This window comes from Micromonospora sp. NPDC047521, from assembly GCF_055587305.1.
This window is the reverse complement of sequence record NZ_JBVJGN010000007.1, coordinates 78,941-92,886: the sequence shown is the minus strand read 5'-3', so window position 1 is coordinate 92,886 and position 13,946 is coordinate 78,941. Positions and strand designations below refer to the sequence as shown.

Genomic DNA, 13,946 nt, shown 5'->3' with positions numbered 1-13,946 from the left:
GCCCGGTCCCGCCGAGACCGGGCCGGCCTCGGTCGTGCCGGTCACCGCGTCAGCACCTCGGACGCCGCCCGCTCACCGGCGCGCACCGCGCCCTCCAGGTAGCCGCTCCAACGGGTCGCCGTCTCGGTGCCCGCCCAGTGCACCCGCCCGACGGGTGCCCGCAAGGAGGGGCCGTACGCCCGCCAGGTGCCAGGGGTGAGCGCGCCGCCGAAGCAGCCACGGGTCCACGGGTCGGCCGACCAGTCGTACTCGACGAGGTCCACCGGGTCGGTGGCACGCGGCCCGATGACGGCCGAGAACGCGTCCAGTACGCAGCGTCGACGCTGCTCGGGGGACATCTCGCGCAGCGCGGCGGCATCCGAGGAGTAGCTGAATCCGGTCAGCACCCCGAGTGGCGAGCCCGGGAGGGAGTTGTCGACCGTCTCGGTGAGCGGTCCGGCGCTGCTGGTCGCCACGCCGGAGAGACCGTCGGCACGCCAGAACGGTTCCGGGTAGACGGCGTGCACCTTCAACGCCGACCCCATCGGCATCCGCTGGGTCAGCCCGTCGCGCAGGGCGGGCAGCGGCGGGTCGTACCGGATCCGTCCGGCAAGCGCCGGCGCGACGGCGACGACCACCGCGTCGCCGTCGACGCGTCCGGTGTCCGTGCGCACGGTCACCCCGTCGACGTTCTGCTCGATCGCCCGCACCGGCGTGGCCAGCGACAGCGCCCCCGGCGGCAGGGCGGCGGCCATCCGCTCGGCCAGCAGCGCCGGCCCGCCCACGATCCGGTCCTGCTGGGCACCGCCGGCCATGCCCAGCAGCGGCCCGGTGCCACCGGCGCTGCGCAGGTAGAACAGCAGGTGCAGCAGGGACACCTCGTCCGCGCCGGTGGCCAGCAGCCCGCCGGCGAGCAGCCGCCCCAGGTAGGCGGCGGTGTCGCAGTCCCCGGCAGTGGTGTCCAGCCAGGCGCCGAGGGTGGTCCGGTCCCACCGCGCGGCCTCCGGCGCCTGCCAGGGGGCGGCCGGGTCCAGTCGTGCGGCGTACTCGTCGAGCAGGCCGAGCACCCGAGCGGCCTGCGCCGGCGGCTCGGCCCGACGTCGACCGGCCCAGAGCAGGGTCGGTACGCCGACCGCCGCGGACGCGAAGGTGGTCAGTCCGTGCTCGGCGACCAGGGCGTACATCCGGTCCTGGGTCGGTCCGATCCACTGCGCGCCCAGGTCGAGCTGGGTGCCGTCGGGCAGCCATCGGGTCAGCACCCGTCCGCCGACCCGGTCGCGGGCCTCGACAACCCGCACGTCGGCGCCGGCCCGGGCGAGCGCGAGCGCGGCGGCGAGACCGGAGAAGCCGGCCCCGACCACGACCACCCGGATGCCGTCGGCCACACCGGCTTCTACCCGCAACCGTGGCGGGTATGGCTGGCGGCCGCGGTCGCGGCACCGCGCCACCGGGCTGGGCCGGCCCGGCCGCCGGGAATTTTCCACAGACGTGTCGATTCGGGCGGCGGCCGATCGTGTGGAGGATGAGAGGTCGGCGACGGGCCGGCCGCCCACGAGGAGGACCGATGACGTTGTACCTGCTCAGCCTTCACCAGCCGCAGGGCGAGCTGCCACCGGACCCGGAGTTCCTGGCCGGGGTGATGCGCCAGCTCGGCGAGCTGCGCGACGAGTTGGCGTCCACCGGGTCGTGGGTCTTCGGGCAGGGCCTGCACGGCCCGGAGACGGCCACCGTGCTGCGCCCCCGCGACGGCGAGGTCCTCATCACCGACGGGCCGTTCGTGGAGGGCAAGGAGTACCTGGGCGGCATCACCATCATCGACGTGCCGGACCTGGACGCCGCGCTGCACTGGGGTCGCCGCTATGCGCTGGCCACCACCCTGCCGATCGAGGTCCGCCCCTTCCAGGGTGGGACCGGGAACTGACCGTGCCCGACGTGGAGGCGGTGTTCCGCGCGGAGTACGGCCGCGCGGTCGCCGTCCTGGTGCGCCTCCTCGGCGACATCGACCTTGCCGAGGAGGCCGTCCAGGACGCCTTCACCGTGGCGGTGGCGCAGTGGCCGCGAACCGGCCCGCCGCCCAGCCCCGCCGGGTGGATCATCACCACGGCCCGGAACCGGGCCATCGACAGGCGGCGCCGGGAGGCGACCCGGGCCGACCGGCACACCCAGGCGGCACTGCTGTACGCCGCCGACCCACCCGGCGAGGAGGGACCGGTGCGTGACGACCGGCTACGTCTGATCTTCACCTGCTGCCATCCGGCGCTCGCCCCGACCGCCCGGGTCGCCCTCACCCTGCGCCTGCTCGGCGGCCTGAGCACCGCCGAGATCGCCCGCGCCTTCCTGGTGCCCGAGCCGACGATGGCGCAGCGGCTGGTCCGCGCCAAGTCGAAGATCCGCAACGCGGGCATCCCGTACCGGGTGCCCCGCGACGTCGACCTGCCCGACCGGCTGCACGCCGTCCTCGCGGTGCTCTACCTGATCTTCAACGAGGGGCACACGGCCAGCGGCGGACGGCACCTGGTCCGCGCCGAGCTGTGCGCCGAGGCGATCCGTCTGGCCCGCCTGCTGGTCGAGCTGATGCCCGACGAGCCGGAGGCGCTCGGCCTGCTCGCGCTGATGCTGCTCACCGAATCCCGCCGTCCGGCGCGGACCACCGCCGAGGGCGACCTGGTGCCGCTACCCGAGCAGGACCGAGGCCTGTGGGACACCGCCCTGAGCGCCGAGGGCCGGACACTGGTACGCCGCTGCCTGCGTCGGGGCCGGCCCGGCCCGTACCAGATCCAGGCCGCGATCGCCGCCGTGCACAGCGTCGCCGAGCGCGCCGCCGACACCGACTGGGCGCAGATCCTTGCGCTGTACGACCAGCTCACGGTGGCTGCCCCCGGCCCGGTGGTGGCGCTGAACCGGGCCGTCGCGCTCGCCGAGGTGGCAGGCGCGGCGGTCGCGCTGGCCGAGGTGGACCGCCTCGACCTGGCCGGCTACCACGTGTACCACGCGGTCCGCGCCGACCTGCTGGCCCGGGTCGGCCGCAGCGGGGAGGCCGTCGAGGCGTACCGGACAGCTGCCGCCCGGACGGACAACGCGGCCGAACGGGCCTTCCTCACCGCACGCGCGGCGGCCCTGGCGGGGGTCTGAGCGCGTTTGCCGCGCGGGCGGCCGGGAAACCGAGGCGCCGCCGCAGCAGTGGATGGGGGAGGGGACATGGCGTACCGCTCGACCGTCGTCGCCACCGTGCCGGACCTGTCCACCCTCACGCTCGGCGTCGAGGAGGAGTACCTGCTGATCGACCCGGACAGCGGCCGGAACCTGCCGGTGGCCGACCAGGTGCTCGCCGCACTGCGTGGGCCAGCCCGCGACCAGAGCCGCCAGGAGTTCCGGCACAGCATGGTGGAGATGGTCAGCCCGGTCTGCGCCGACCTCACCGAACTGCGCGCGCACCTGGTGACGCTGCGCCGCTCCGCCGTCGAGGCCGCCCGGTCGGCCGGCGCGCGACTGGTGGCGGTGGGCGCCACCCCGCTGGCCGAGCCGCACCGGACGGTGCCCGACGAGCCGCGCTACCACGCGATGTCGCGCCGGTACGGGCCGGTGGCGCACGACCCGGCGGTCTGCGGCTGCCACGTGCACGTCGGGCTGCCCGACCGGGAGCTGGCCGTGCAGGTCTGCAACCACCTACGGGTGTGGCTGCCCGTGGTGCAGGCGATCACCACCAACTCGCCGCTGCACGACGGGTACGACACCGGTCACGCCAGCTGGCGGTCGATGCAGCTGGAACGCTGGCCCAGCATCGGACCGACGCCGTACTTCGACTCCGCCGCCGACTACGACCGCACCGTGAACGAGCTGATCGCCGCCGGCATCATGCTCGACGCCGCGATGGTCTACTGGTACGCCCGGCCGTCGTCGGCGTACCCGACGGTGGAGGTGCGCGTCGGCGACGTCTGCCCGGACGTGGACGACACGGTGCTTGTCGCCGCGCTGGTCCGGTCCCTCGTCGCGACCCTCGCCGACGACGTACGCGCCGGTGTGACCGCCCCGCCCGTGCGGGACTGCCTGGTCGCCGCGGCGCACTGGCGGGCCGCCCACGACGGCCTCGACGGCGACCTCATCGACCTGCGCGCCGGCGGCGCCCGGCCCGCCTGGGAGCTGGTCGACGACCTGATGGCGGTGATCGCGCCGGCCCTGCTGTGCCACGGCGACCTGGGGTACGTGCTGGCGCAACTGGCCCGGCTGCGCCGCGACGGCACCGGCGCGACCCGGCAGCGTCGGGTGCTGGAGCGCACCGGCGACCTGCGTGCCGTCATCGACGACCTCGCCGCCCGCACCGCCGCCGGCTGACCTTCCCGGCGCTCAGCGAATGTCGTGGGTCTGGAGCCACAGCTCCAGCAGACCCAGCTGCCACAACTTGTTGCTGCCGGCTGCCGCCTCGGCCCGGTCCGGCTCGGCGAGCAACCGCGCCACGTACTCGCCGCGGAACAGCCCGCGCTCGCGGGCCGCCGGCGCCTGCAACGCCTCGGCGACCACCTCGCGGACGGGACCGTCCACGTTGCGCAGCGCCGGCACCGGGAAGTAGCCCTTCGGCCTGTCGATCACCTCGGCCGGCAGGACCTGCCGGGCGACCTCCTTGAGGACGCCCTTTCCGCCCTGGGCCACCTTGTGCTGCGGCGGGCAGTGCGCCGCGAGGGTCACCAGGTCCTGGTCGAGGAACGGGGTGCGCACCTCCAGGCCCCACGCCATGCTCATGCTGTCCACCCTCTTGACCGGGTCGTCGGGCAGCATCAGGTGGGTGTCCAGGCGCAGCACGGCGTCCAGCGCCGTCTGCGCCCCGGGCGCGGCGAGGTGTTCGGTGAGCAGGTCCCGGCTGGCGTCGTGCTCCAGCGCGTACGCCGGGCCGACGATGCGGCGCAGCTCGTCGTGGTCCCGGTCGAAGAACGCGGCGGCGAACGTCTCGGCGGCGCTGTGCCGGGGCGCCTCGATGAGCGGCTGGTGGTAGCCGTAACCGGCGAACACCTCGTCCGCGCCCTGACCCGACTGGGCCACCTTCACGTGCCGCGCCACCTGCTCGGACAGCAGGTGGAAGGCGACCACGTCGTGGCTGCCCATCGGCTCGGTCATCGCCAGCACGGCACGGCGTACGGCGGGCACCAGGTCGTCGTCGGCGAGCCGGATCCGGTGGTGGTCGGTGTCGTACGCCCGGGCCACCAGGTCGGAGTAGTGGAACTCGTCGCCGGACTCGTCGCCCCGGCTGTCGAAGCCGATGCTGAAGGTGCGCAGGTGCTCCTGGCCGGCCTCGGCGAGCAGTGCCACGATGAGGCTGGAGTCCAGCCCGCCGGAGAGCAGCACCCCCACCGGCACGTCGGCGACCAGCCGTCGGCGTACCGAGGTGCGCAGGGCGTCCCCGACGGCGTCCCGCCACTCGGCGGCGTCCATCCCCGCGTCGGCCGGCTCGCGGACGTAGTCGGGCCGCCAGTACACCTCCTCGCGGCTGCGCCCGTCCGCCTCGATCACCCGCAGGGTGGCCGGCGGCAGCTTGCGGACGCCGCGCAGCACGGTCCTCGGCGCGGGGACGATGGAGTGCCAGGACAGGTAGTGGTGCAGGGCCACCGGGTCGATGCCGGTGTCCACGTCGCCGGCACGCAGCAGCGCGGGCAGGGTGGAGGCGAACCGCAGCCGTCCGGGCGTCTCGGCGAGGTAGAGCGGTTTGATGCCGAGCCGGTCGCGGGCCAGGACGAGGCGCCGCCGGTTCCGGTCCACCAGCCCGATCGCGAACATGCCGACCAGGTGGTCGACGAACCGCTCACCCCAGTGCGCGTACGCCACCAGGATCACCTCGGTGTCGCTTGTGGATCCGAAGGTGTACCCGGCGTTCTGGAGCTCCTCGCGCAGTTCCGGGTAGTTGTAGACGCACCCGTTGAAGACCAGCGCCAGACCCAGGTCCTCGCGGACCATGGGCTGTCCGCCCGCGTCGGACAGGTCGATGATGGTGAGCCGGCGGTGCCCGAGGGTCACCCAGCCGTCGGTGAACAACCCCTCGTCGTCCGGGCCGCGCGAGCGCATCGCCTCGGTCATCCGGGTGACCGCCGCCGCGTCGGGTTGCCGGCCGTCGAACCGCGCCTCCCCGCTGATCCCGCACATCAGGTGGTGTGGTGGTGGTTCAGGGCAGACATGAGCGCCTCCTGTCGCGTATCCCCGGCTGGTGGTGGCGGGGGTCCGGCGAACGAACGGGGCGGCTGGCTACCCGCGCGCGGCGCGGTTATGCGCGAAGGGTGCGCAGGATGCGGGCCAGTTCGGCGCGGTCGGCGTCGGGCAGGTGGCCGAAGAAGCGGTCGGCCTCGGCTCGGCGGGCGGCCCGGATGGCGGTGCTGATCCGGTCGCCCTCCTCGGTGAGGGCGACCAGGGTCGCCCGCCGGTCGGCCGGGTCGGGTCGGCGCTCGACGAGCCCTCGGGCCTGGAGGTCGTCGATGACCTCGGTGGCCGAGCGGGGCGCGATGCGCAGGTGCTCGGCGAGGGTGCCGGGGCGTACCTCGCCGTGGCGGGCCAGCACGCCGAGGGCCCGGGACTGGCTGGGCGTGACATCCCAGGGCGCCAGCGAATCCCGCGTCTGACGGCGCAGACGGGACGCGACGGCCCAGAACGTCTCCGCCAGGCTCTCGTCGTCCGCGCTGTCGGCGGTGTCCCCGATCACCGGAATACGGTAGCAGCCGATCCGGTTGTACCCTCATGTTGAGGTAACCTCAGCATGTCACCCACGAAAGGCAGTGCCCCTTTGGAACCCACCCCCATGGGCCGCGACCGCGGCCACCGCACCGTCAGCGACGAAGAGAAGGCCCAGGCCCGCCAGGTGTCCCTGCGCCGCATCGGCCGCCTGTTCACCCCCCACCGACCCGCGCTGGCGGCCGTCACCGCGATCATCGTGCTCTCCTCGATCATCGCGATGGCCAGTCCGTTCCTGCTGCGAGAGACGATCGACACTGCCCTTCCGCAGGGCGACGTGACACTGCTGGTCTGGCTGGTCCTCGGCATGGTCGCCGTCGCGGCGGTGACCTCCGCCCTCGGCGTCGTGCAGACCTGGATCTCCACCCAGGTCGGGCAGCGGGTCATGCACCGGCTGCGCACCGACGTCTTCAGCCACCTCCAGCGCCAGTCGCTCGGCTTCTTCACCCGCACCCGCACCGGCGAGGTGCAGTCCCGGATCACCAACGACATCGGCGGAATGCAGTCGGTGGTCACCTCCACCGCCACCGCCGTCGCGGCCAACCTCACCACAGTTGTCGCCACCGCCGTCGCCATGATCGCCCTGTCCTGGCAGCTCTCCCTGGTCTCCCTCGTCGTGCTCCCACCGGCCATCTGGCTCACCCGCCGGGTCGCCCGGATGCGCCGCGAGATCACCGCCCAGCGCCAGCGCGAACTCGCCGACCTCAACGTCACGGTCGAGGAGGGCCTGTCGATAAGCGGCGTACAGCTCGCCAAGACCCTCGGCACCGGCCCCGCGCTCATCGACCGGTTCACCGCCTCGTCGGAGCGCCTTGTCGACCTGGAGTTGCGCAGCGAGCTGGCCGGCCGCTGGCGGATGGCCTCGATGAGCATCATCTTCGCCGCCGTACCCGCGGTCATCTACCTCGCCGCCGGCCTGCCCGGCGCCGCCGGCACGCTGAGCATCGGCACCCTCGTCGCCTTCACGGCCCTGCAGGGTGGGCTGTTCCGACCGCTGATGGGCCTGCTCAACGTGGGCGTCTCGCTCACCGCGTCGCTGGCGCTGTTCGCCCGGATCTTCGAATACCTCGACCTGCCGGTCGACGTGGCCGACCCCGCCGAGCCGGTCCGCATCGACCCCACCCGGGTCCGGGGGCACCTGCGACTGGAGGACGTCACCTTCGGCTACCCGAGCAGCGACACCGCCGCGCTCGCCGGGATCACCCTCGACGTGCCCGCCGGCACCAGCCTCGCCCTGGTCGGCGAGACCGGCTCGGGCAAGAGCACCCTCGCCGGGCTGATCAGCCGGCTGCACGACCCGAACGCCGGCCGGGTCACCATCGACGGTGTCGACCTGCGGGACCTGCGCCTGGCCGACCTGGCCTCCATCGTCGGCGTGGTCAGCCAGGAGACGTACCTGCTGCACACGACGGTGCGGGAGAACCTGCGCTACGCCCGCCCGGACGCCACCGACGCCGAGATCGAGGACGCGGCCCGCGCCGCCCAGATCCACGAGCTCATCGCCGGGCTGCCCGACGGGTACGACACGGTCGTCGGCTCGCGCGGCCACCGGTTCTCCGGCGGGGAGAAGCAACGCCTGGCCATCGCCCGTACGCTGCTGCGTGACCCGCGCGTCCTGGTCCTCGACGAGGCCACCAGCGCGCTGGACACCGAGACCGAACGCGCCGTGCAACGGGCCTTCGACGCGCTCGCCGAGGGGCGCACCACGATCACCATCGCCCACCGGCTGTCCACGATCCGTGACGCCGACCAGATCGCGGTGCTCGACCACGGCCGCATCGTCGAGACCGGCGACCACGACAGCCTGCTGGACCGCAACGGCCGCTACGCCACACTGGCCGCCTGACCACGCCGCCCCGAGTGATCGCCTCTCTTGATCATTCCGCCCTCTTGATCGTTGGCGGTTGGGCGACACGACAAGCCGGGAGCTGCGCTGCTGAGCTGCCACCGATCGTCGAGGGCTAGCAGAACGTGGTCGCACGTGGGGTTTTCCACATGGGGAGCGCCATCCACAGAAGCCGACGGGGGTCCTTGCGGCCCTCGGGGGCGGAGCCGCACGGTGCGGGGTGTGAACTCGGTGCTGCGGGAACTTGTGACACGGTCCGGAGGGCTGGTGACCCGCGCGGCGGCGACACAGGTGGTGCCGGAGTGGACGCTGGAGCATGCCTGCCGCGGCGGTGAATTGGTACGGGTGCTGCCGGAGGTTTTCGTGGCGGCGCACTTGGTGCACAGTCGGGCGGGCACCCCGGTCCTGATGCGGCTCGACCCGAGCGTCGCCCCGCTCGCGGCTCTCGCATGGGCACGGGGTTGCGCCGCACTCAGCCATGTCAGCGCACTGGCCCGATGGGGCCTGTACGCGCCGACTGCCAACGAGCCACTGCACCTCAGCGCACCGGTCAACGCCGGCATACGGTCGCGCCCGGGAGTGGTGGTGCACCGGCGCAGTGGTCTCATCATCGAGCCGCCGCACGTGGTCGTCCGCAGAGGGCTGACGGTGACCCGCCTGGAGCAGTCCATCATCGACTCGTGGCCGATCCTGCCGCCCGCCGAGCGACGGGCGCCGGTGATCCGGGCGGTGAACGACTGGCTGACCACCCCCGATCGGCTGACGATCGCCCTCACCAACGTGCCCAAGCTGACCGACCGGGCAGCGTTGCGGATCCTGCTGACCAGGCTCGGCGAGGGATGTCGCAGCCCGCTGGAGATCTGGGGCCACGAGCACGTCTTCACCGGCCCGACCATGCCGGAGTTCCGCCGGCAGGTGCGCGTGCGTATCGAGCGGCGCACGGTGTACCTCGACATGTTCGCAGAGCGGGAACGGGTCAACATCGAACTCGACGGCGCCACCACCCATGGCGACTCCCGCCAACGGGAGGCCGACCTGCGCCGGGACGCTCTGTTGGCGACCGTCGGAATCCTGGTGGTCCGCTTCGCTCATCGCCGCCTGGTCAACGAGGCGGACGACGTACGCCGGGAGACCTTGGCGATCCTCGCGACGCGCCGTGCGGTCTGACGGACGGCGCGTCGCGCGGGGTGGTTGGGTTTGCGCGGTCCTGGCAGCCTCGGCGGGGTGGGCACGCTTCTGACGCAGCTTCCGGCGCTCCTCGGCGTGCTGGTCGGCACCTTGGGGACGATCCTCGCCACCTCGCTCGCCGATCGCGCCCGGTGGCGGCGTAGCCAGAGCGTGCGCTGGGACGAGCGACGCCTCGACGCGTACGTCGAGTACGCGCACGCCCTGAAGAAGAGCCATGCGGTGGCGCTGCGGATGACCGCCCATCTGCGGCCCGGGTCCTACAGCCACCCGATCGACCGGGAGGAAGGCCTCGCCCAGCTCGCCGAGTCGGACGCGCGACGCACCATCGTGTGGGAAAACCTGCTGCTTCTCGGCGACGAGTCGACGGTCCTGGCCGCCGCGAACTGGCGCGACGCGATCTGGCGGCTGGAGCGGATTGCCCGCGGGATCGCCAAGGCGCCAAAGGACATCTCGGAGCAACTCGCCCACGTCGACGAGGCGCGGGACGGCTACTACCGGGCGGCCCGCCAGAGCCTCGGCGTCCGAGGTGGGTCGGTCGAGCAGTCCGCCGCGCTGCGTCGGGCGCTCACGGGCCGGACAGCCGCGGGGTCCGCTGGCAGGATGATCACCGATGACGGCTGACGTATCCACCTGGGTTGCGGCTCTACCCTGCCTGCCGGCAGACGGTGTGTGGGTGCGGGGTTGGCGGTCCTCGTCCGGCGAACGGGATTGACATAGATCGCTTGGCATCCCATGGTCGATGGATCATCACTCCGTCGAAGGGCCGCAGGATGGTCAGCAGCGAACACCGGTACGTCATCGTCGGCGCGGGACCTGCCGGACTCCAACTGAGCTACTACCTCCAGCAGCAGGGTGCCGACTACCTGACCCTCGAACGCGGCGACCAGCCCGGTGACTTCTTCCGGCGGTTCCCCCGACACCGCCGGCTCATCTCGCTGAACAAGGTCCACACCGACAGCGACGACCCGGAGATCCGCCTGCGCTGGGACTGGAACTCGCTGCTCAACGACGACCCGGACCTGCTGTTCCCGCGATTCAGCAAGGAGTACCTGCCGGGCGCCGACGACCTGGTCCGCTACCTCGCCCAGTTCCAACGCGTGCACCAGCTCAACATCCGCTTCGGCACGACAGTCGAGCGGATCACCCGTACCGGCGACGGTTTCACGGTGAGCACCGACCAGGGGGAGGTGCGGGCGCGCTGCCTCGTCGTCGCGACCGGCTGGGGCAAGCCGTTCGTGCCGGCCATCAAGGGCATCGAACACGCCATCGGGTACGAGGACATGGTCGTCGACCCCGCCGCGTACGAGGACCAGCGTGTGCTGATCATCGGCAAGGGCAACTCCGCCTTCGAGACCGCGTCGTCAATCCTCGGCCGTGCGTCCATGGTGCACCTCGCCAGCCGGCAGCCCCTGCGCCTCGCCTGGAACACCAAACACCCCGGCGACGTGCGGGGCCAGTACGGCGCGATCCTCGACAGCTACCAGTTCAAGACCCTGCACTCGGTGCTGGACTGCACCATCGACGAGATCCGACCCGTCGACGGGCGGTTCCGGGTGTCGATCACGTACACCCACGCGCAGGGTGAGACCGCCGAACTCGACTACCACACGGTCCTGAGGTGCACCGGTTTCCGGATGGACACGAGCCTGTTCGACGAGACGGCCCACCCGGACATGGTGCGCGACGGCCGGATGCCGGGGCTACGCCCCGACTGGCAGTCCAGCAACGTCGACGGCCTGTACTTCGCCGGCACCATCGCCCAGGCCCGGGACGTCAAGCACGCGTCGTCGCCCTTCATCGACGGCTTCCGGTACAACCTGCGCACGTTCACCCGGATCCTGCGGGAGCGGTACGACGGCGTGCCGCTGTCGTACGCGACGACGCCCGCCGACGCCGCCTCGCTTGCCAAGCTGATGCTGGACCGCGTCAACTGGTCCTCGGCGCTGTGGACCCAGTTCGAATACCTGTGTGACGTCTTCGTCCGCGACGACGCGACGGGCGACTTCCACCACTACGAGGACCTGCCTGAGGACTACGCCGTGGAGCGCTTCGCGGACGCGACCCAGTGGTACACCCTGGCGTTGCGCTGGGGCCGCGACGACTACGGCGACGTCTTCGCCATCGAGCGGCACCCGACCCCCGACCGGGCCCGGGAGAGCGCCTTCATCCATCCGGTGATCCGGCGCTACCGCGGCGCCGAGCTGCTCGCCGAGCAGCACCTGCTGGAGGACCTGCTGGCCGAGTGGCGACGCCCGGACCGGCACGTCGAGCCGCTTGTCGAGTTCCTGGGCGCGGACCTCACCAGCGCACCATGACCTCGTCGAGGGGTTTGCGGGTCAGGTCCGGGACGTGGGCGTCCGGCGCGGGATACCCGACGGGCATCACCACGTAGGGGCGTTCCTCCGGCGGCCGCTCACACACCTCGTTGAGGAACCGCATCGGGCTGGGCGTGTGGGTGAGCGTGACCAGACCGGCGTGGTGCAGCGCGGTGATCAGCAAGCCGACCGCGATTCCGACGGACTCCTTGACGTAGTAAGGCTTCGGGCTGTTGGGGCCCTGGTGCACCTCGAACACGACGATGACCGCCGGTGCGGTCTCCAGGAACGGCTTGCGCCAGTCGGTGCCGAGCCCGGCGATCGCACCGAGCCACTCCTTCGACGCGCGGCGGTCGTAGAACTCCCGTTCCTCGGCCTCCGCGGCCTCGCGGAGGCGGCGCTTGCGGGCCGGGTCGGTGAGCACGACGAACCGCCACGGCTGGATGTTGGCGCCGCTGGGCGCGGTCGACGCGGCCCGCACCGCCGCCTCGACCACCCCCTCGGGCAGCGGATCGCTGGCGAAGTCCCGCACCGAACGGCGCTGCGCCATCCGGTCGGCGAACGCCTCCACCTCGCGCACCATCTCCGCCGGAGGCCGTCGCCGGTGCCGGATGGGGACCGTGGGTAGCAGGTCCGCGTCGTTCACCTGTGTGGCCTCCCTCGATCGGGTGTGCCGGGTCACGGCGGGGCCGCCCGGCCGCCTCCAGCATCGCGGAGAACGGGCCGCCTGTCCTTACGCCCGCGTGCTCTCTTCGCCCGTCAGCACACCGGGCGCGGTCCAGGCTGCGATGTCGTCGACCACGTCGGTCAGTCGTCCGCGCCGTGCCGCGGCGGCCCGCTGACGCGTCGCGCCGTCACCGTCCGCCGTCAGCCCCTTGCGCCAGGCCTCCACCCGCTCACGGTCGCCCGCCTCGTCCAGCGCCGGTCCGGCGCGCTCGACAAGCCGATCGGCGAGGACCGCCGCCGGCAGCAGCCGGCCGGTGCCGACGTCCACGCCGTGGCCGCCCATCCCGTCGCGGGCGGCCCGCCAGTACGCGAGCCGCATCAGCTCCGCGCTCAACTCCGGCCCCTCGTCGCCCCTGTCGACAGCCTCCCCGGCAACGACCACCAGGGCGCGCACCAGGGCGGCGAGCGCCGCCGACTCGACGGACGTCAGGGGTACGTCGGCGACCCGTACCTCGATCGTGGGGTGGGTCCTCGACAGGCGTAGATCCCAGAAGATCGTGCCGTGGTCGACCAGCGCGCCCGCGTCGAGCAGCATGTCCACGTGGTCGTCGTACTCCCGCGCGGACCGCAGGAACGGCGGCGGGCCGGCCACCGGCCAGCGCCCCCACGTGACGGTCCGCCAACTCGCGTAGCCCGTGTCGCGCTCGGACCAGTAGGGCGAGTTGGCCATCAGGGCCACGAACACCGGCAGGTGCTCGCGCAGGTGGTTGCCGATCAGCACGGCGCGATCCCGGTCGGGCTCCTGCACGTGGACGTGCACGGCGCAGATCGCCAACTCGTCGTGCAGCCCACGGAAGGTGGCGGTGCCCTGGTCCTGGCGCGGGCCCTCCGTGATGGGCGGCGGCACGGCACAGCCGAGCACCGGCGAGCCGCTGGCGATCACCCGCAGGCCCGCCGAGCCGGCCGCGCGCTGCACGGCGGCGCGACAGTCGGCGAGCTGCGCCGAGAGGTCGTCGACACTCAGGCACGGGTCGGTGCGCGTCTCCACCTGGAGCTTGGTGATCTCACCACCGACCCGGGCGCCGAGCGTCGGGCGGGCGCCGTCCACGACAGTCGCCGCCCGCGGCACGACCTCGCCCCGGTCGGCGTCGACCACGAGGAACTCCTCCTCGACGCCGAGCAGGGGAATTGACGATGCCGAACGCTGTCCCGTAGTCATGCCGACGATGACCCCTCGCTGCCGG

The 13,946-nt window shown here is 72.7% G+C and carries 12 protein-coding genes; 7 read left to right on the top strand and 5 right to left on the bottom strand.

The features are described from left to right. Nucleotides 1-41 precede the first annotated feature (41 nt). Entirely contained in the window at nucleotides 42-1,364 is a 1,323-nt protein-coding gene (locus ACZ6N8_RS17460) for a flavin monoamine oxidase family protein (RefSeq protein ID WP_466011043.1), read from the bottom strand. Nucleotides 1,365-1,543: 179 nt separating this feature from the next. On the opposite strand from ACZ6N8_RS17460, the gene ACZ6N8_RS17455 reads away from it, so the two are divergent. The 3 genes from ACZ6N8_RS17455 (at nucleotide 1,544) to ACZ6N8_RS17445 (ending at nucleotide 4,311) form a co-directional block, all read left to right on the top strand. Beyond that, nucleotides 1,544-1,900 (top strand): YciI family protein, encoded by a 357-nt coding sequence (locus ACZ6N8_RS17455; RefSeq protein WP_466011042.1) that lies wholly within the window; start codon nucleotides 1,544-1,546, stop codon nucleotides 1,898-1,900. Between the two features lie 2 nt (nucleotides 1,901-1,902). Continuing rightward, the gene (locus ACZ6N8_RS17450; RefSeq protein ID WP_466011040.1) at nucleotides 1,903-3,111 is read left to right on the top strand and encodes an RNA polymerase sigma factor; all 1,209 of its coding nucleotides are present in this window, start codon (nucleotides 1,903-1,905) and stop codon (nucleotides 3,109-3,111) included. A 66-nt stretch (nucleotides 3,112-3,177) separates the two neighbouring features. Then, a complete protein-coding gene (locus ACZ6N8_RS17445) occupies nucleotides 3,178-4,311 on the top strand; it encodes a carboxylate-amine ligase (protein ID WP_466011038.1) in 1,134 nt (377 codons plus the stop codon). A gap of 12 nt (nucleotides 4,312-4,323) precedes the next feature. On the opposite strand, the gene ACZ6N8_RS17440 is transcribed toward ACZ6N8_RS17445, so the two are convergent. Together ACZ6N8_RS17440 and ACZ6N8_RS17435 are read right to left on the bottom strand one after the other, a co-directional pair. Next, a complete protein-coding gene (locus ACZ6N8_RS17440) occupies nucleotides 4,324-6,108 on the bottom strand; it encodes an N-acetylglutaminylglutamine amidotransferase (RefSeq protein ID WP_466011036.1) in 1,785 nt (594 codons plus the stop codon). A gap of 118 nt (nucleotides 6,109-6,226) precedes the next feature. Then, nucleotides 6,227-6,658 (bottom strand): MarR family winged helix-turn-helix transcriptional regulator, encoded by a 432-nt coding sequence (locus ACZ6N8_RS17435; protein WP_364364406.1) that lies wholly within the window; start codon nucleotides 6,656-6,658, stop codon nucleotides 6,227-6,229. Nucleotides 6,659-6,754: 96 nt separating this feature from the next. Between ACZ6N8_RS17435 and ACZ6N8_RS17430 the strand changes: the two genes are divergently transcribed. From ACZ6N8_RS17430 to ACZ6N8_RS17415, 4 genes are all read left to right on the top strand, one after another. After that, nucleotides 6,755-8,533: an ABC transporter ATP-binding protein gene (locus ACZ6N8_RS17430; RefSeq protein WP_466011034.1), complete on the top strand. Its 1,779-nt coding sequence runs from the start codon at nucleotides 6,755-6,757 to the stop codon at nucleotides 8,531-8,533. A gap of 213 nt (nucleotides 8,534-8,746) precedes the next feature. Then, complete coding sequence (locus tag ACZ6N8_RS17425; protein ID WP_466011032.1) at nucleotides 8,747-9,700, top strand: endonuclease domain-containing protein; 954 nt, start codon at nucleotides 8,747-8,749, stop codon at nucleotides 9,698-9,700. Nucleotides 9,701-9,757: 57 nt separating this feature from the next. Continuing rightward, the gene (locus ACZ6N8_RS17420) at nucleotides 9,758-10,342 is read left to right on the top strand and encodes a hypothetical protein (protein ID WP_466011031.1); all 585 of its coding nucleotides are present in this window, start codon (nucleotides 9,758-9,760) and stop codon (nucleotides 10,340-10,342) included. A gap of 149 nt (nucleotides 10,343-10,491) precedes the next feature. Then, on the top strand, nucleotides 10,492-12,036 hold the full coding sequence (locus ACZ6N8_RS17415; protein ID WP_466011029.1) for an NAD(P)-binding domain-containing protein: 1,545 nt from the start codon (nucleotides 10,492-10,494) through the stop codon (nucleotides 12,034-12,036). Here the strand turns inward: ACZ6N8_RS17415 and ACZ6N8_RS17410 are convergent. After that, a complete protein-coding gene (locus tag ACZ6N8_RS17410; RefSeq protein WP_466011401.1) occupies nucleotides 12,020-12,619 on the bottom strand; it encodes a nitroreductase family protein in 600 nt (199 codons plus the stop codon). The two genes, ACZ6N8_RS17415 and ACZ6N8_RS17410, sit on opposite strands and share 17 nt — an antisense overlap. 150 nt (nucleotides 12,620-12,769) lie before the next feature. Then, a complete protein-coding gene (locus ACZ6N8_RS17405) occupies nucleotides 12,770-13,921 on the bottom strand; it encodes a carboxylate-amine ligase (RefSeq protein ID WP_466011027.1) in 1,152 nt (383 codons plus the stop codon). Between the last annotated feature and the right edge of the window lie 25 nt (nucleotides 13,922-13,946).

Excerpts from the sequence above, each read along its gene's own strand:
- ACZ6N8_RS17455 (WP_466011042.1), top strand. The coding sequence starts at position 1,544 with ATGACGTTGTACCTGCTCAGCCTTCACCAGCCGCAGGGCGAGCTGCCA.
- ACZ6N8_RS17445 (WP_466011038.1), top strand. The coding sequence starts at position 3,178 with ATGGCGTACCGCTCGACCGTCGTCGCCACCGTGCCGGACCTGTCCACC.
- ACZ6N8_RS17440 (WP_466011036.1), bottom strand. The coding sequence starts at position 6,108 with ATGTGCGGGATCAGCGGGGAGGCGCGGTTCGACGGCCGGCAACCCGAC.
- ACZ6N8_RS17430 (WP_466011034.1), top strand. The coding sequence starts at position 6,755 with ATGGGCCGCGACCGCGGCCACCGCACCGTCAGCGACGAAGAGAAGGCC.
- ACZ6N8_RS17415 (WP_466011029.1), top strand. The coding sequence starts at position 10,492 with ATGGTCAGCAGCGAACACCGGTACGTCATCGTCGGCGCGGGACCTGCC.
- ACZ6N8_RS17410 (WP_466011401.1), bottom strand. The coding sequence starts at position 12,619 with ATGGTGCGCGAGGTGGAGGCGTTCGCCGACCGGATGGCGCAGCGCCGT.
- ACZ6N8_RS17405 (WP_466011027.1), bottom strand. The coding sequence starts at position 13,921 with ATGACTACGGGACAGCGTTCGGCATCGTCAATTCCCCTGCTCGGCGTC.